The following is an 18,151-nucleotide window of genomic DNA, read 5'->3' as shown; positions in this document are numbered from 1 at the left end:
AGAAAAATAGGGTGTAGCATCATGCTCGAAAATACCCAATCTGAATTATCTACTTCTCAGTTTATCAGCGATTAAGGGAATTTGGAACTCCTTTTCGGGAAATGTGGATGGCATCAAAAAGACGTCGCGGAGGGCGCGTCCAAGTTTCAGATGTGCGGCAACCTCCTTTGAACGCTGTTCATAGTACGATTGGAAAGCATCCGGATAATTCATCTGCTTGAGATTCGAGGCAAGGAGTCGCGCATCAATCATCGCGTTTGTGGTACCGGCACTGGTAAATGGGAGGGCCAGATGTGCGGCATCGCCAATCAGCGCCACGTTATTATGAGAAAAAGAAGACAATACCTCGAAGTCACGGGTCTTCCAGATATAGCTGGTACTGAAGTCGTTGCTATCCAGAATGTCGGTTGCCAGCGGTGGAAAGTTCGCCATCAGCCTGCGACAAAAGGCTTCCAGTTCTGACTCGCTTTCCGATTCCAGGTCGGCGATTGCCGGATCATACTGCATGAACCACACCAGCTCTTCACCCGATGAAGGAATCATACCGAAAGCCAGTCCGCTGTCATCGCGTTGAAACTTGTTGAAGGTACCGCGGTATGTTTCCGCAATTTCGCGATTGGACGCAATGCCGACCACTTCCTTCACACGGCCGGAAACAAAGGTTGTTGGGCCCCATAAGGCTTCACGCACCCGCGAGAAACCACCATCAGCACCGATGAACAGGTCGCCATACTCCACATCCCCGTTCTCAAACCCAGCCGCTACGATACGGTCGTCTTCGTAAATGAAATGTGTAAAACGTCTGTTGTTGCGAATGGCTGAGGCCGGCAGCTTTGCGTAGAGAAACTGTGTAAGTTCCGTTCGTTTTATGCAGCGCCAGTTGTCTAAAGGCAGATGCTGCACTTCCTTTCCGTCGGGCCGCTTCAAAGAAAACTGCTCCACAAGCTGTCCTGGAAGCAGATTCACTGACGTCATATGGTCTGAAAGTGGTTCAGCCTGTTTTTGTTCAGCAGATTGCTCGCTGACCTGATCCGCGCGCAATGCAATTTCCTGCAGTACAGACAACCCGTCGCTGTGCATCAAAAATGCATGCCCACCACCAGGCGAGCCGATTGCGCGTTCATTTACCACAACCTCAAACTGATCGCCGATCAGGAAATTTGCCAGCGTAAGGCCAGCGATACCGCCACCAATAATTACAACTTTCATCTGCTAAAATTCAACTCTGTCCTTAACATGAGACGCAATGCGCCAATTATATTTGAAAGGAATGTTGTTCTGGACCTTCCCCTGCTAATCTTTCTACTCGAACTGCACTCCTAAAAGCTACCCTGCTAATCTGCTCTTCACTAATGAATTGCCCTTTAACGTACCTGCTTAGTTTTTCACGAATTGACCCCTGAACTTCTTGCAATCATCAAGTTCTACACGAACTTCAGCTTAGAAGACCTTTTAATCAATTGCACTAATGAACCACCCGCTAACCTGTCCTGCTTATTCTTCACGAACTACACCCTTCAAACCGCTGCAATAAACAAGTTCTAAACGTAATGTAAAACCCTCAACCCTGCGCATTATCCCTATCTGGAAATAACCGCATCGCCGTTCAGGCCCTATATTACGCTACTATAAAGTTTGTTTGATACGCTGCAGTGCTTCCGAAATCACATCTGCCGATGTAGCGAAGCTCATGCGGATATAACCCTCTGCCCCAGCGCCGAACCACTGCTTGGAACCCGGCACAACAGCAACTTTCGCTTCCTTGAGCAACAGTTCCGCCATTTCAGCGCTGGATTTCCCGGTACCGCGGATGTCCGTGAAGGCCACATAGCAGCCATCCGGCGATTTACAGGAGAAGCCCTCAATGCTGTTCAGGCCGCCGGTAATCAGGTCGCGCATTGCTTGCAGATGCGAAACAAAGCCATCCAGCCAGTAGCCACATTCATCCAGTGCGGCAACGACCGCCACCTGCGACAGCACATTTGCGCCATGGATCGTGGAGGTGTGCAGAGAAGCTTCAAACAACCGCTCATAATGCGCCTGATTAGATGCCACCACGGTGCCGATGCGAAGCCCTGCCAACCCATAAGATTTACTGTAACCGGTTACGGTCACCGTCTGGTTGCGGATCTCTTCATTGATGGATGCAATGCTTGTAAAAACATTAGGGGTAAAAACGATGTCACTCCAGATCTCATCTGAGAGGATCACCAGGTTATGTTTAACGGCGAGTTCGCCGATATGGGTCAGTTCTGCCTTGGTAAACACCTTCCCCGTGGGGTTCAGTGGATTACACAGACAAATCATTCTTGTGTTCTTGTTGATTAAATGCTCCAGGTGATCAAAGTCGACCGGGGTATCTCCTGGCGGAATCGCAAAGGGAATTGCAGTTGCACCCACATTTTCCACTGAGTAGCGGAACAGGAAGTCTACCGGATCAAATACAATCGCCTCGTCACCGGCTTCCAGAAATGCTTTGCAGATCAGGTAAATGCCGAAGGCGGCACTATCTACGGGAAACAGGAGTTCTGGCGATGTTGGAATCTGACGTTTTTCCTGGAAGAACCGGGCCACGCTTTCCTTGAATTCCGGTAAGCCTGCTGGCGGCCCATAAGATAGATAGCGGTCTTTGGTAAAGCGGATGATGGCTTCCGCAATTTCCGGTGCACTCGGATAGTCGGGGTCTGCAGCAGTTAAGGGAATCACACCTTCCGGGACAGTAGCCCAGCGAAGATTGAAAGCCCGTTGTTTTAAAATATCAAAGTTTATCGTCTGATGTTCAAACATGTATGTATTATAAGGCGCTAATTAATTCTACGAACTTTTGTTTCACCATGGGCTTCACAATAAACTCCTGCACTGCAGGAATCTGCTTGGCCCTTTCCACTTCGTATGGTGAAATGGAAGAGGTCACAATATATAAATGAATTTTGTCAGGAGCACTAAATTCCACCTCCTGAAAGGCATTCAGAAATTCCCAGCCATCCATCACGGGCATATTCAGATCCAGCAATACTAAATCGGGCAGTGCAGATTCATCAGCAGAAATCTCCCGAAGGCGGTCAATCGCTTCCTGCCCATTAATGTAGGTCTCCAGAATTACCGCCTGCTCGGTTTGTGCTATTAACTTTTTCGTTAAGAATACGAACACTTCATCATCATCAATCAACCAAACCCGTTTCATATCCCTTACTGTTGATTATTAAATACGATATAAAAAACTGCTCCCTGGTCTGCAGTACTCTCTACCCAGATCTTTCCACCCATTGCCTCAATCTGTGTCTTTGTCATATATAAGCCTAAGCCTTTCGCATTCGGGTGTTTATGAAACACCTTTCCTATTTTAAAAACATTGTCTTTGTGCTTCATCAGGTCAATGCCCAGACCGTTATCGCGCACCATCAGCAACACCGAGTTCGGGTTCTTTCTGGTGCTCAGTTCTATCCGGGGTTTTCGGTCCGGAGAGCGGTATTTCAGGGCATTGCTAACCAGGTTATGAAAAATACTGCTTAGGTATTTCGGTGGATAATTGACCACCGGCGCGTCGTCAAAGTTAACGATGATTTCAGCTTCTGTCTTATTAATTTCCATTTTCAGGCCATCCAGTGTCCGTTGCAGATAATCCTGCAGCACGATTTCCTCGGTGGCTACCTCCATATCCTGGCGAACCTGTATAGATTCGACAAGTTCATTAAAGGTCGTATTTAAACTGTCAATAACCGGCTTCAGCTTAGAAGTCAACAGTTTAATTTCATCATAGTCGTTACTTTCTTCAATAAATTCCACCAGCATAGACATGTTAATCAGCGGTCCACGCAGGTTATGAGAAACGATGTTGCAGAAGTCAAGCAGTTGGGTATTCTGAGCAGAGAGCTGCTTCATCATAACCGACTGCTTTTCTTCTAATAATTTTCTTTCTGTAATGTCAATACCGAAACCGATGAAGAGCACCAGTTCGCCTTCCTCATCGTGTACCGGAAAAATCCTTCTCAGCACGGTGACCGTCTGTCCCTGCGGATTTTTGATACTATCTTCCCAGCGCACCACTTTCCCAGTTTGTTTAGCTTCCAGGAACTGCTCACGCCTTTTGCGGGCAACATTTTCATCCCGGCCTCTGAATCTGGCATATTCAAAATCATCCATGCCGATGATCTTTTTGCGCAGCTTCGGATCCTTAATGGCACCGGGGTTTACAAATACATAGCGGTGATCCAGATCGAACACGGCGATGTCAGTAGGTATTTTATTTAGAATGTTCTCGTAGAACAACTTTTGTTTTTCCAGTTCACGGGTGATGATGCGCCTGTCGGTCAGCTCCCTGGCCGTGATGATGTAGTACAACGCACCATTGATGTAGGTTGGTGAAACGCCCAGGGTGGAACTAAACTCTGTACCGTCGCTACGGCGCAGCACCATTTCAAAGTTCTGCTTGGGTAAGCCATCCTTCACATGCTGATTACGAACCTTCACGAAATTATTATGATTCCGCTCCGGTATAATTGCCTCATGAAAAAACCTGCCCTTCACCGCTTCTTCCGGCCAGCCAAATAGCTCTGCCGCGCGTTGGTTCCAGCTACGAATTCTCAATTCTGCATCCAGCATGTAGACGGCATCTACCGCATCTTCAAAAATGTCTATAATCTCTTTCAGTCCGGCTTCATTCGCCAGCCTGTTTTTAGCATGTTCCTGTCGCAGCTGCCTGCAGCTAAGCATATTGATCAGCTGCCCCGCCATAATCTCCAGCCCCTGGAGTTGATGTGGACTGAATGTCCGCGCTTTATTGTCGGCAACGGCCAGATGACCAATCGCCAATCCCTCTGCATTAAGCAACGGCACGACGGCCAGTGCATGGATGTCCAGTGCCACCACCATGGGGTGTGCTGCTGTACGTGGGTCGGTCCTTGCATCTTCAAGGATCAGCGATTGTTGCTGATCGTCCTGCAATGGGCGCACGGACTGTTCCGTAAAGGCGGACATGCCGTGCCGGCTCTTATACCAGATCTGGTCCATATTGCGGAAGCCGATCATGGCCATGGGCGCTTCACAAAGCAAAGCGGCCAATAAACTCATCTGGTCAAAATCCCCTTCTTCAGGAGAATTCAGAATTTCCAGTTCAAGCACTGCGCTATGCAGTCTCGCCGCATCTTGGGGCTTTGGAAACGCTGTCATTGTAGTAAAAGACCTTTAGTTTGATGTTGAATATATGGAGACACGGCAACATTTAAGACACTAAAATACGATAATAATTCCTAAAATATGGAAAGGTGCAAAATGATCCGGAGGGATTATCAAAAAACTACCGCAGGATATTGCGGGCGACAATCCAGGGCATTTTACTGCTTTAATGCTTTTTTGATGGCTTGTTCTACAAGGGGTTCCATCACGGCATAACCAGCTTTGTTCGGATGCACTTCATCGGTATGATAGATCGATTTCATGCCGTTACGTTCATCCACCATTGCAGAAAAGTAATCCAGGTAAACCACTTTCTTCTGGGCAGCGTAGGCTTTAATCCATTTATTCAGGGCCATTACTTTGGGCGCAGGCTCCATGTTGGGGCGCCAAGGGAAATCGTATGCAGGCAGTACCGAAGACAGGACCACTTTTATGTTGTTGGCCAGTGCGATTTCGGTCATGGAGGCGATGTTATCTTCAATCATCTCCAGGGTGGAAGGACCGGTATTTCCTGCAATGTCGTTGATGCCGCAAAGGAGCACGACCACTTTAGGCTTTAGTGCAACCACGTCTGCGCGAAAGCGAATCAGCATCTGCGGCGTGGTTTGTCCGCCAATCCCGCGGTTGATGTACGGGCGACCGTTAAAGAATTCCGGACGTTGATTGATCCAGCCTTCGGTGATGGAGTTCCCCATAAAAACCACACGCTGCTCGTTCGCGGCCGGGGCACTAAGCTTGGCATTCGCCTCGCGATATTTCTTCAGATTTGGCCAGTCGTCATTTTGCTGAGCCTGTGCAGTTTGAACAGCCATAAAGATCAATACGAATATGAGGATACGGGAAGGTTTCATAATATAAGCTTCAATTTTTCAGCGTGTAAATTAGAACAAAAATCAAAGATTCAAGCCATGCAACACCTGAAATCTCAAATAAATTTAGAAGCCTATTCTAGGGATGCAGCAACCTGAAACAAGCTATCCCTAATCGCCTCACAACACATGAAATCAGAAGTTAATCAAAGGCGCCATCAATTATTGTATCGCCTTGCAATACCTGAAAGCTCAAATAACATGAAGAAAGCTATACTCGAACACGCACTGCAACGCATAATAACTAGATTCACTTCAAAGACACCTATTTTAAAAGTACAGCAATCTGAAACAAGCTATACTTGAATACGCAATGCAATGTTTGAGATCAGAAATTACTTTAAAAACATCTAAGTGATCTTGGCGCCCTGTAACACATGAAATCAGACATGACTTGAAAAAAGCTATAAGCTATACTTGAATACGCAATGTATTTCCAGCTTTCTATATCGCGCTTGCTGATTCTGTGATAATCGTGATGGTTCGTTACTGGTTTGAAGACAAGCGTATAGTGTGGAGTCTGGTGGCAACTGATTGAAATCTCAAATCGACTCCTACACCTATTCTCGGAGATGGTAACTAAAACATGCTACACCGCAACACGCCTTATAACACCCGAAACCTCAAATAACCTCACTTCGATGATACCGTAATTTTGCGATACAAGAACTTCGACACAGCCTGCGCAGTACGCATCGGCTGATATTTGAAACACTTCTTCAATGAAAGCATCGCTTTCTTCAGGTCGCCGCGATTGGCACAGAAGAAGAATACCTTGATAAACTCCGTGTAGTTCCTGCGTTTCAGCAGCTCCTGATCAAAGCCTTTCGGCAGAATCTGAGCAATATCGTTGTTCCACTTCTCCATCAGGAAAGCCCATTCCAGCTTATCTGATGAAAGCACAATGCCATGCGTACCCTTGCGGTACACGGAAGAAAGTATCGGTAAGTAACGAATCTTGCCCTTTTGCGCCAGGAAGCACCACAGGAAAGTATCGGCGCTAAACTTATAATTCAGCAGGGAAGCATCCAGCAGACCCCTGCGCAGCAGTACAGAAGCGGTCGGGAATTGCCGGCGCGCCAGCAGGTGGTGTATTTCCAGGTCCCGCTCCTCAATGGTATTAAAAGGGTGTTCAATTCCTCGGGTGGTATCTATCACGAGGCCGTTTTCTGCAACCATGCTATAGCCCGGATTGGCATCCAGAAAATCCACCTGACGTTGCAGCTTGTTCGGATCCGTCCAGTAGTCGTCACCTTCACAAATCGCCAGGTATTCACCGGAGCAGGCCGCAAAGGTCCGCAGTCCATTCGCGGTCATGCCCACGTTGCTGGTGCCCGCAATCAGTTTGATCTTCTCGGGGTATTCCGCAGCATATCTCTTCAGGATCGCCAGGGTACCGTCGGCCGAGCAGTCATCGCCAATCACAATTTCGTAGTCTGCATCAAGCACCTGACTTACAATCCCCTGCAGGCAAGCCTCAATATAGGCTTCGTGATTATATGTTATTACACAAACCGATACCTTCATTAACTACGAATTATTCTGCACACGCAGCATCAAACGACTAATCAAATCAACTTCTTCGGTGGTCAGATCGCAATACAGCGGCAGGCAGAGCACCCTGCTCGAGATGTCTTCTGTCACTTCAAGCTTCTTATACTCCATATACGGTAATGAGCTGGCCAGGGATGGATAAAAATACCGGCGGGTAAAGATTTCATTCACCTTCAGGTATTCCATACAGTTCAGCATGAGCTGCATGTCTTCAAATACAAGCGGATAGTAGGCGTAGTTATTGGCCGATTGTGCATGCCAGGTCGGACGTTTCGCCCGAAGCCCTTGCAAGTTGCGGTCGTAGCGGTCGCTGATGGTCTGGCGTTTTTCCATAATTTCCGGCAGGTGCGTAATGTTCACCAGACCCATGGCGGCATGAAATTCCGAGTTTTTACCGTTAATGCCCAGTGCGGCGAAGGCTTCCGGACCATTAAAGCCGAAGTTGCGCATCAGCGCCAGTTTTTTCAGGAATTCCGGATCATTGGTCATGATCAGTCCCCCTTCTATAGAGTGGTACAACTTGGTGGCATGGAGGCTGCAGATGGAAACGTCGCCATAGTTGAATATGGACTGGCCGTTTACCTGCACGCCAAAGGCATGGGCACCGTCGTAAATAACTTTAAGGTTGTGTTTTTTGGCGATGGCATCTATGGCTTCCACATCGCATGGATTGCCGTAGACGTGCGTAGCCAGGATGGCGCAGGTTTTATCGGTGATGGACGCTTCGATCTTCGTCGGATCGATGTTCAGCGACTCGGCATCAATGTCTACGAATACCGGTTGACAGCCTGCCCAAACGATGCTGCTGGTGGTGGCTACGAAGGAGAAAGCAGTGGTAATCACCTCTCCTTGCAGTTCCAGGCCTTTCATCGCCATTTCTAGTGCTACGGTGCCATTGGTTACATACAGCAGGTGATTCACTTTGAGGTAATCTTTGATGATCAGCTCGAGGTTGCTGGAAAGCGGGCCCATGTTGGTGATCCATTGGCGTTGCCAGATCCCTTTTAAATAATGTGCATATTCCTCCTGAGGAGGCATAAACGGTTTGGTAATGGGGATCATATATTGAATTTTTGTTTGGTCTCGCGGTATTCCTCGTCGGTGATGCTCAGCAACCAGCAATTACGGTGTGCACCGTTTTTGTAGATGTATTTACGGAGAAAGCCTTCACGCTTCAGTCCTGCACGTTCCATAATGCGAAGCGAACCTTTGTTCTCTTCCATCACAAAAACGGCAAAACGCACCATACGCAGTTCTTCAAAGGCGTGGCGCATGCCGAGTAAGAGGACCTGAAGGCCATAGAATTTACCGGGTGTTGGCGAAATCACTTTTATGCCACCCCCGATGCAGGTACCATTGCGGTAGTCGATGTCGTTTACAGAAGCATAGCCGATGATGTCATCATTGCCACCCACCTCACATACGGCAAGCCAGCCATTTCTGGGGTCGTCGTTGTTGATGATGTCATTCACCCAGCGCTGTTCGCGTTCCAGGGAAACGAATTTGGTTACGCCGCCAATTTTCTCTTCTATCGCTTTATTCTTCCGTAATTCATTGATAAAAACGGCGTCTTCAGGTTTAAACGCCCTGAGATAAACCTCAAACTCCATATTCTTTCATTAATCCTCCATAAATAAACAGCCATCATCAAATATTAAGCCTCATTAGGCGCAGCAGAACTTCTGGAGTAGAGCCGCCCGAAAAGATGCAAAATTGACCGGAGCGCCGGTGTTTAATACTTTGATTTGCAGAGCAATCTACAAAATATATTTTCGGCAGTATGCAGCAGAATAGTGTGCAATTTCACGCTTTCCTGCACAAAAGAGCGGGGTTTTCGGGGCTTCACCCAATTTCAGGCGGGTCCAGGACAATTTACAAATTGTGTATCCAGTGCTGCACTGAAGCCGCATTTCCAAGCTTTCGGCAGATATTTCTTTTCCCAGGAGGAAGGCTGCAGGCTGCGAATGCATAGTTTGGCCTTAAGCTCTAGCACCATATTGGAGGAATTAGATCGCGACCGTTTACAGCAGAAAGGCTAGCTAAAGCCCGGGGTTGGGCAACGCCGCTTTCTGCGCTATTCTGGCTTTTCGCTGTCTGACCAGATAGGTGCCCATAGATAAGAGTACCGGATATATCAGCTGCAGACTTGATGCGGAGTAAGCAATGGTGTTGTGAAAATTTGCGAAGATAATAATGTTGAATAAAATGGCAAGGCCAGTTACGCGGTAGGTTTCAGATTTAATAACCAGCAAATAGTACACATTAACAATGGCAATGAAATAGAAGAACATCAGAAATATCCCCGTCCAGCGCAGATAAGAAAAGCTGAATACGTAAATGGTACCCACATTAAGAAAGGGGTTAATCTGATGAAAGGTTTTTTCTTCAGCAGGTCTGAAAAATTTGGTTACAAAGGCCGGAAGAAATTCATTCAGTATGAGGTCACGATACCCCCCCTCATCTACCACCACTTCATTGATGTTATTCTGCAGATTGGCTACCGGAGAGGCAACATAGAGATAAGACCAATAAAATTCCTTCGGAATATAGCTGTTTAGAAACTCCTCAGTCGCACCGGATGATCTTGGGATGTAGGTCGCATCTCCATCCGCGGAACGCAGGTTACCCATAAAACCAAACATAAAAAATACGAACAGCACACCTACTACTGTCTTTAGGATGAGTTTAAGCGGGATCGCCTTACGGTGCAGGAGGAATACAATCAAAGCACCAAGCAGCACATTCAGGATTGCAGAACGATACACAAGCAATATGAAAGGTACCAGCATAATGATGAACATCCAGAAGATCCGCCCCTTTTTGTTGGATATATATTGATGGTAAAGGTAAATCGCGTAGAAGGTATTGAATGACACCAGGAAAGTATGCACCACAGGAAGCCCAAATGCATCCTCCGTATAGTTGAAGTCACCCTTTAACACGGCATAAAGGGGCAGCGTTCTAGAGTAAAGCACCTCTAAGCCGTACATGCCATACATGAAAAGAATCACCCAGATGTTACTGCTTACTTCTTTAATGGGCTTGTACTTAAAAGGTCTGGTCTTATTGATCAGTAAGCCTATTAAAAAACAAATAATGAAAGTGAACAAGTAGAACATAAACAGCGGCATCCTAAGTTTGGGATACAGCGTAGACCATTCAAAAGAATAGAAGATAAAGGGTACAATGAACGAGAAGATATAAATGAAATTCGGATTATACAGGATCTTCTTAATCATGACACTAACATTCTATATTCAATACATTTGTGTTGCTGCGCGTTAAAGCTGCTGCACCTGCGTCGACAGAAAACCGCCCGCGGCAATGCGCTTTGATATTGCGCCCAGCTTCATTTTCATCTGCTGGTATGCGGCATCATCCACGGCATTTAAGGCTTGTGGCAGGTCGAGCAGTGAATCCACCGTAATGCCAATGCCATGCGCCCGGATAAATTTGCCAATTGCCGAATGTTCAGGTGCAATTACAGGCAGGTTGCTCACCAGGTATAGCGAAGCCTTATGCGGATTATTATAACGCAGGTAATTACCAAGGTTTCCACCACAATTTTCAATATGCTCCCCATCCCAGATCAAACCAAAGCTGCCTTCAAGTTTAGCAGGTAATTCATTCGGATCAAAGCTACCGAGCCATCTGATGTCGTCACTTGAAGTCTCCGCTTTAAATCCTGGACCATACAAGTTAAAACGGATGCCCTGTAGTTCCTTCAGGCGGGACACGAATTCACTTTTTCCAAGGTTACCCGCAAACGCAACGGTCTTTGGCTGCACTGCATCAGCTGAACTTCCAGCTGTATTTCCCTGCACTGTTGCTTGTATTGCTTTTGCCTGTATTTCCTGCAATACATTTGCAGGAACGAGGTAGTCAAAGAGTTCCAGACACCGAATCTCTGTTCTCAAACCTTTTGCCTCCAGTAAAGCCTTCATTTCTCCATTGTGTACAATCACTGTATCGAAAGCATTCAATCGGGATATCTCCTCCTCCAATGTCCAAGCATGATGCACCAGCCTTAAAGAATCGAGATCGTGGATTAAACAAACCTTTTTACAGCCCTTCTTACCCAACAGTTGAACAATCTGGCGCAGGTACTTATTAATGCCCAGTAAAGGATATTGTAGTAAGATGGTATCACTTGATTTAAGTCTACTAAACAACATAAAAAAATGTCGCAGCATAATTAACATGTTAGGGATTGCCCCTTTATTCATATAGATGGGAACTTCAAAAGCTTTAAAGCCATCCCGGGATAAAATTTCCGCACAGTCACTTGTGGCCTTTGAACCGGCAGTTTGATTGCCTGCATCGGCATAAAACATTCTTAACTGATATTTCATAGATTGTGGTTAGGCCATTGCCGCTCGTATTAGTTTTTTAAAAAGCAAGAATGCCACCGTTAGGAATCCAAACAGCAAGGTACCAATCACAAAGGAGGCAATCCTGCCCGGGAAAGACTTGTAAAGCGGATATTTTGGAAAGTCAACAACCTGAATCAAGGGTGTTTCTTTAAGCAGGTTTAGTTTGGAAAGCTCCAGATTCTTCACCAGTTCCCCTAAAATTGCTTTATTGGTTTCTGCTGTAAATTGCGACCGTTGAATAGGTGCATTACGTTGCAATTGCTTGGTCGGGTTCAAATTAGGTGTCGCATCCGCTACCGCAGCGGCACTAAAGATGGCACCGTTCATCACCCTTCTGATGGAATCTGCTTTCTCCTGCAGGATATTCACATTCATTGTAGACTTCCGCGTTTTCGTCTGCACATAAAATGCATTCACATTGGCCACAATCTGGTCGTTAAAAGCTTTGGCAAATGCTTCATCTTTCGAATTCACATCCACCCTGATGATGCTGTTTTTCTCTGGCTTAATTACCACAAGATAGTCCTTGTTGATATCCCCGGATAGCTCTGCCAGCAAGCTGTCCTGTAATCTTTGTTGGTCAAAGGATAGCGACTTTATATTCTGGGTAAAGCGAAAGCCCCTGGTACGTGGTTTCTCATCCCATTCCTCATAAAGTTCATTAAACTGCGAAAAACGATCTGCCAGCAACATCTTTTTTCCATCAACCAATGCTTCCGTCATCAGGGTTTTCTCGACCATATTACGGGAACGGTACAGCTCCAGGATGTTGTTCCCCTGGAAAATACCGCCTCCGGTATTCAGATCAAGCCCAATCATGGAGGCAAGTCCGGCATACTGTCCTAAGTTGGCGCCTGCTTCACCAGTCTCCAGTACAAAGGTTGTGGTTGCCGTATATACAGGCTTTTTTACAAAGGAGTAGACTAATCCCACGATACCGCCCAGCAGACTAAGCAGCACAATGAGCAGCCATTCTCGCTTTAGGTATTGATAGTTGCTCTTGAAAGAGTTGATGATCTCTTTCATGGATATTTCATTATTTTCTTCTTTCGTTAGTGTCGAATTTTCGAGGTTCATACAAGTATAATCTGGTATTATATAGCATGTTCAATCTAAGCTATAATCAAATGGGCTAATTTTTAAAAATTTTGTTCAGAACCCTGCTACCATAATTTTCAGTTGAAATTTTGTCATCCGGAAGCACCTCGGTGCGGTCAGCGTGGGCAAAAAGCGTCTTCTTATATTGCTCAATATACAGCGACAATAACCCATTTACGGTTAAGATCATAAGACCTAAGATACTAATGATTTCCCCTGCACTAAAGTCCTGAAGCGCTAATACCAGTACGATGAACATGATGTTTGAAAAAGCAAGAATGAAAGTAGATTGTATATGGCTCAGGCCTAGAAACAATAAGCGGTGGTGTAAGTGATTGGAGTCGGCGGTAAATGGTGATCTGTTTTTCAGGATTCTTAAGGTAAAAACCCGGAGGGTATCAAAGATGGGAATAATCAGAATGGCCATGGCCAGACCAATCCTTTCATTGATTTGGAAAGCACCAAGCTGCAAAGGCACAGGGCTTTCCAAGGAGAGGAACTTAATACTAAAAATGGCGGCCAGAAATCCAATCAGCAAGGAGCCGCAATCGCCCATGAAGATTTTTGCCGGCGTGATATTAAAAAACAGAAAGCCCAGAATCGCGCCGCCCAAGGCGGTAGCCATTAAAGACCAGCCCATCTCCCCTGCTTTATAAAACAGGAAGGCGTAAGTTAGACTAAAGATTAAAGTCAGCGATCCCGCCAGGCCATCAATGCCATCAATCAGGTTGAAGGCATTTACAATACCCACAATAAACAGTATGGTCAAGGCAATGCTGGTGGCGTAGTTCAGTTCATAATAGTTAAACAAGCCATATAGATTTTCAATGCGCAGGTCAGCAACTATGGTCACCACCACTGCGCTGGCAATCTGTGCAATAAATTTAAACGTGGGCGTAAGACCAACCAGGTCATCTCTCAAGCCAGTCATAAACAGCAGCAGTCCGGCGGCCATCAGCATACTACCCTCTGGTAAGTGATGGTGTGGTATCACCAATGAAGATGAGAACAGAAAAGCGGTAAAGATCGCAATACCGCCAAGATTGGGAATAATGCGCTTATGAACTTTACGTACCGTATCCGGATCATCAAAAAGCCTTTTTTGATAGGCAACCTTAATGATTGACGGAATGCTGAAGAATACAACGAGATAACTTGTGATAAAAATGATGAGAGAAAGCATATTAATTCTTTTCTAGGTGGATGATCAATTACTAACTATTTTTTAGGTGAATTTAGACATTTCCTGTCGGGCCTTTCGCGACTGATACAAGGTTAGTAAAAACCAGGACAAATTGGTCAGTACAAAAGCAAGGGAGCTACCCTGAACTTTGAAGAAATGTATGAGAATCAGATTAAGTATAACGTTAATAATTGCGGCACCGACCACATTATAGACCAAGGCACGTTTGCGCTTGAAATACAATAAAGGTGCAGATAACATCTGTGCCAGAAAAAGAAAGCCGAAACCCATTACAAAGTAAGGAATTAATTTCAGTGCGGGTGTAAAGGCGGGTCCAATTAAAAAACTTGCAGCAAAAGGCATGATGGCGGCAATTACAGCAAATACAATGAGAATTGCAGCGCTGTTCCGGATCACGTTCATGTTAAAGTTCCCTTGTGCAAAGCGTTTGAAAAGGTAAGGATTGTAGGCCGACAAAATCGGCGCAATTAGCAGCGGCTCGAGCATGGCACCAAATTTAAAACCCAGCGCATACTGTCCGAGATCTGAATCGCCCAGCATGTTCTTTACAATCACCCGGTCTACACCATTGATTCCAAAATATGCCATGGAGGTAATGATGAAAGGGAAGCCAAGTGTCACCATATTTTTAATTTCAGCTGGCGGTACCTTCTCGATCCGCATGAAGTTGGTCATGGAGCGATCAACACGACCAAGCATGATCAGCGAAACAATCACGGCCACCAAACTGGAGATGTAAACACCAATAATGCCAAGTTCCAGATATTTTACCAGTATGATGTTGAAGATCAGGATGACAACCGCGGTCACGCCTTTGTTAAAGGTGGCCATTTTCGGACGTTCATCCAGTTGCAGTACGGTGTAAATATTGTTTTGGTAAAAAGTTGCGTAAATGGTTAGGATAACCACCACAATCATGTAATTGTCCGGTTCCGAAAAAAGCTGATTTCTAAAGACATACATCAGTATGCCCATGATCAGTAAGAGCGGTACGGCAACTACGTTAAAAGCATAATTGATCTTCTTCACGTAGCTTACACCATCAGCTCCAAGGTGAATGTATTCTATATAGATCAGCTGGGTGAGCCCGAAGGTCACTAGTATCGTCAACAAGCTCATGATGGTGTTTATAAGCTCCATGGTACCATAATTTGCTGCTGAAAAAGCATGTGTGTACAGCGGAATCAGGATCAAGGCAACGCCTTTAATCAATAGCGAACCGAGTACGTAGATCAGTGAACCACGTACCAGTGCATTCCCTTTCCACATGGCTTTTATTCGCTCCATTAACGCAGTAAACTCACGATAATCGCCGCCATACTTGCTACTGCTGTACCGATACCTATCCAGCCTTGTGCAGTCAGTCTTTCAGTAAGCGCCCGTTTAGGCACCAGAATCTCTGCGCCAGGTTTTACCTTCGGATAATTATTGAAGAATAAGAACTTACGTGCAGATTCAACGGAGCCGTTTGCATATTTAATGTAAGCACCACGACGTAATGCCGTGCTGGTGAAACCACCGGCGCCATTCACATATTGTTTAAAGCCTTTGCCTGAAGCGTATACGATGTTATTCGGGTTTAGCACCTCTCCGGTAACTTTCACCGTTTGCAGTTGCTTCGGTACACGAATCACATCACCATCTTCCATGATCAGGTCACTTTTGGATCCAGGGTTCTTTAAGATGGTCGCCAATTCAATACCCACCAGGTCAGACTGAATCAGGCGTTGCTCTACGTCGGAGCTTAGGGTGTCCTTCACACCAGCTTGTTGCACACGTTTAAGGTTTAAGAATTTCTTGGCTTCTTCATCCTCATCGTTAATGGCATTTCTGCCTTTTTCATTCATCAGCGGCTTCGGGCCGGGGCGTTTCAGGGAGGCACCTTCCGCATAGCCGGTCGGCGTTAAACCACCCGCACGCTTTATCAAATCCGATATGCGTTCATCTTTACGGGTAATGGTGTATGTACCGGGATAAAGCACCTCTCCTTCCAGAGTCACCTGACGTTGCACCTGATAACCTTCAGAACTACGTACCGAGATTACATCAAAAGGTTTTAACACAAAGGTTTGATCTGACAACTTCAGGTTCTGATCAATGTTCACCGTAAACACTTCAGCGGTTACCGCTGAAGCGGATTGTGCATCGCTATTTTTAATACGACGGGAAATCTCAACACGGTTAGGCGTGGCACCTTCACGAAAGCCACCTGCCATTTGAATCAGATCTTCCAGGCTCATGTTATCCGCGTACACATAGGTACCAGAATCCCGAACCTCACCCTGAATCATCACTTTATACTCATCACGTAGATCGAACAGGGAAGATATCGTTACTTTGTCTTCACGTTGCAAAGGGATGTCGTTTGTGGAACCTGCAATAATCTTAGATACATCAAAGGAGATCAGGGATAGTGTATTATCCATATTCAGGCGATTGATGTAACCGCGGTTCAGGAAAGCATCCTCTTTAAGACCTTCCGCCTTATTAATCAGACCACGAAGTGTAAGTCCTTTTTCTAACTCATACAAACCGGGACGAAAAACTGCACCGGCAATTTCCACGCGGTTTTCGAAGCGGTCCAGAATTTCTTCAACAATATATTTATCACCATTCTTAGGCACATAAGATGCGAAATCTGTGGAAGCGATATCGGTAATGCGGCGTTCCTTTTCGGTGTTTTGTAGTACTTTGATACGGCTGGTATAAGCACGTGTATTGAAACCACCAGCGAAGTTCAATACATCCTGTATATCATCCCCGCGAAGTGCTTCGAACAAAGCAGGACGTTTTACTTCACCAGCCACCTCAATACGGGTTTCATAAACAGGTATGTGAATTACATCCTGATCCTGCAAACGTACATTTCCTTTTTGCAGACCGTTAACCAAAAAGTCATAAGTGTCAATGGTGCTTACCACGCGATTATTCCGGATCACCTGGATCTTACGGAAGGAGCCATTCTCCGATGGCCCGCCTGAAGCATACAAGGCGTTGAAAACAGTGGCTAACGATGGCAGCGTATAAGTGCCTGGTTTAACCACTTCACCTGTGAGCACGACCTTAATTCCCCGAATGTTACCTAAGTTTACGGCAACACTGGATCTACCCGTACGAAGTGCAGGATAGGTCTTTGACATGGCTGTCCGGATCTTCGCAGTTGCCTGCTCAATACTTAATCCACCAACAGAAACAATGCCTACATATTGAACCCTTATGGTGCCGTCGGGACTTACCGGCAAGCGATAATTGGCCTCATTGTCACCCGTAAGATCTACCAGTAATTCGTCATCAGGACCAACCACGTAGCTTTTTGGTGTCGCCATCCGCAGATTGGGCTCGAAAGTAATGTTTGAATTCTTGAACAGTTCAGCACCGAATACCTTTGGTTTAAGGTTGTCGAACATGGCTTGAATTTCACGCTGGCGCTGCGTTTCCCGGTTCAATCCATTATTAGAAAGACTATCGGGATTATTGTACTGATTCTGGCTGTACTGATTCTGGTTGTATTGGTTTTGCTGATTATTATAGCTACGGGCGGCGTTACCATCCTGATTGTTGCCGGCAGGGAACGTGCCCTGTTGCTGTTGTTTATTAGCATTGTCCGGATTAGCGTTCTGGTTACTACGAATCTTTTGCACTCTGACGCGAAGCTTCTGGATTTCAGCCTGTGGCATACCCTGGGCAGCGGCCATTTGCTCGAGCTGAGCATCACTATAGCCAATGGATTCTGCACGTTGCATGAGCTGTCTGATCTGGGCATCGCTGAGTTCATCAACTCTTACATCAGCATAATTAGTTTGGGCAAAAGCGTTCGGGGTTAATGCAAAAAGCAAGATAAAGAACAGGAGCGATAGGGCCTTTTTTGTATTCATAAA

14 protein-coding genes are annotated in these 18,151 nt (G+C 45.9%); all 14 read right to left on the bottom strand.

Annotation, left to right across the window (positions count from 1 at the left end):
- Positions 1 to 45: 45 nt before the first annotated feature.
- The 14 genes from IEW69_RS09520 to IEW69_RS09455 all read right to left on the bottom strand — a co-directional run bounded on the left by IEW69_RS09520 (position 46) and on the right by IEW69_RS09455 (position 18,148).
- On the bottom strand, positions 46 to 1,209 hold the full coding sequence (locus IEW69_RS09520; protein WP_188626608.1) for an FAD-dependent oxidoreductase: 1,164 nt from the start codon (positions 1,207 to 1,209) through the stop codon (positions 46 to 48).
- A 417-nt stretch (positions 1,210 to 1,626) separates the two neighbouring features.
- The gene (locus IEW69_RS09515; protein ID WP_188626607.1) at positions 1,627 to 2,787 is read right to left on the bottom strand and encodes a pyridoxal phosphate-dependent aminotransferase; all 1,161 of its coding nucleotides are present in this window, start codon (positions 2,785 to 2,787) and stop codon (positions 1,627 to 1,629) included.
- Positions 2,788 to 2,794: 7 nt separating this feature from the next.
- Positions 2,795 to 3,184: a response regulator gene (locus IEW69_RS09510; RefSeq protein WP_188626606.1), complete on the bottom strand. Its 390-nt coding sequence runs from the start codon at positions 3,182 to 3,184 to the stop codon at positions 2,795 to 2,797.
- A gap of 5 nt (positions 3,185 to 3,189) precedes the next feature.
- On the bottom strand, positions 3,190 to 5,169 hold the full coding sequence (locus tag IEW69_RS09505; protein WP_188626605.1) for a sensor histidine kinase: 1,980 nt from the start codon (positions 5,167 to 5,169) through the stop codon (positions 3,190 to 3,192).
- A gap of 164 nt (positions 5,170 to 5,333) precedes the next feature.
- Positions 5,334 to 6,026, bottom strand: a complete 693-nt coding sequence (locus IEW69_RS09500; RefSeq protein WP_188626604.1) for an SGNH/GDSL hydrolase family protein — start codon at positions 6,024 to 6,026, stop codon at positions 5,334 to 5,336.
- Positions 6,027 to 6,677: 651 nt separating this feature from the next.
- Complete coding sequence (locus IEW69_RS09495; RefSeq protein ID WP_188626603.1) at positions 6,678 to 7,571, bottom strand: glycosyltransferase family 2 protein; 894 nt, start codon at positions 7,569 to 7,571, stop codon at positions 6,678 to 6,680.
- A gap of 3 nt (positions 7,572 to 7,574) precedes the next feature.
- A complete protein-coding gene (locus tag IEW69_RS09490; RefSeq protein ID WP_188626602.1) occupies positions 7,575 to 8,660 on the bottom strand; it encodes a DegT/DnrJ/EryC1/StrS family aminotransferase in 1,086 nt (361 codons plus the stop codon).
- Positions 8,657 to 9,208 carry a GNAT family N-acetyltransferase gene (locus IEW69_RS09485; RefSeq protein ID WP_188626601.1) on the bottom strand — a complete coding sequence of 184 codons (552 nt, stop codon included), beginning with the start codon at positions 9,206 to 9,208 and terminating at the stop codon, positions 8,657 to 8,659. The genes IEW69_RS09490 and IEW69_RS09485 overlap by 4 nt, the downstream gene beginning before the upstream one ends.
- Positions 9,209 to 9,637: 429 nt before the next feature.
- Positions 9,638 to 10,837, bottom strand: a complete 1,200-nt coding sequence (locus tag IEW69_RS09480) for an O-antigen polymerase (protein WP_188626600.1) — start codon at positions 10,835 to 10,837, stop codon at positions 9,638 to 9,640.
- 42 nt (positions 10,838 to 10,879) lie between these two features.
- A complete protein-coding gene (locus tag IEW69_RS09475; protein WP_188626599.1) occupies positions 10,880 to 11,950 on the bottom strand; it encodes a glycosyltransferase in 1,071 nt (356 codons plus the stop codon).
- A gap of 9 nt (positions 11,951 to 11,959) precedes the next feature.
- On the bottom strand, positions 11,960 to 13,048 hold the full coding sequence (locus IEW69_RS09470) for a Wzz/FepE/Etk N-terminal domain-containing protein (RefSeq protein ID WP_188626598.1): 1,089 nt from the start codon (positions 13,046 to 13,048) through the stop codon (positions 11,960 to 11,962).
- A gap of 55 nt (positions 13,049 to 13,103) precedes the next feature.
- The gene (locus IEW69_RS09465) at positions 13,104 to 14,252 is read right to left on the bottom strand and encodes an MraY family glycosyltransferase (RefSeq protein ID WP_188626597.1); all 1,149 of its coding nucleotides are present in this window, start codon (positions 14,250 to 14,252) and stop codon (positions 13,104 to 13,106) included.
- A 42-nt stretch (positions 14,253 to 14,294) separates the two neighbouring features.
- The gene (locus tag IEW69_RS09460; protein WP_188626596.1) at positions 14,295 to 15,560 is read right to left on the bottom strand and encodes an oligosaccharide flippase family protein; all 1,266 of its coding nucleotides are present in this window, start codon (positions 15,558 to 15,560) and stop codon (positions 14,295 to 14,297) included.
- Positions 15,560 to 18,148: an SLBB domain-containing protein gene (locus IEW69_RS09455; protein ID WP_188626595.1), complete on the bottom strand. Its 2,589-nt coding sequence runs from the start codon at positions 18,146 to 18,148 to the stop codon at positions 15,560 to 15,562. The genes IEW69_RS09460 and IEW69_RS09455 overlap by 1 nt, the downstream gene beginning before the upstream one ends.
- Positions 18,149 to 18,151 lie beyond the last annotated feature (3 nt).

Source organism: Pedobacter quisquiliarum, from assembly GCF_014642175.1.
In the GTDB taxonomy this organism is placed as follows: domain Bacteria; phylum Bacteroidota; class Bacteroidia; order Sphingobacteriales; family Sphingobacteriaceae; genus Pedobacter; species Pedobacter quisquiliarum.
This window is presented reverse-complemented; position numbering and strand designations above follow the sequence as displayed.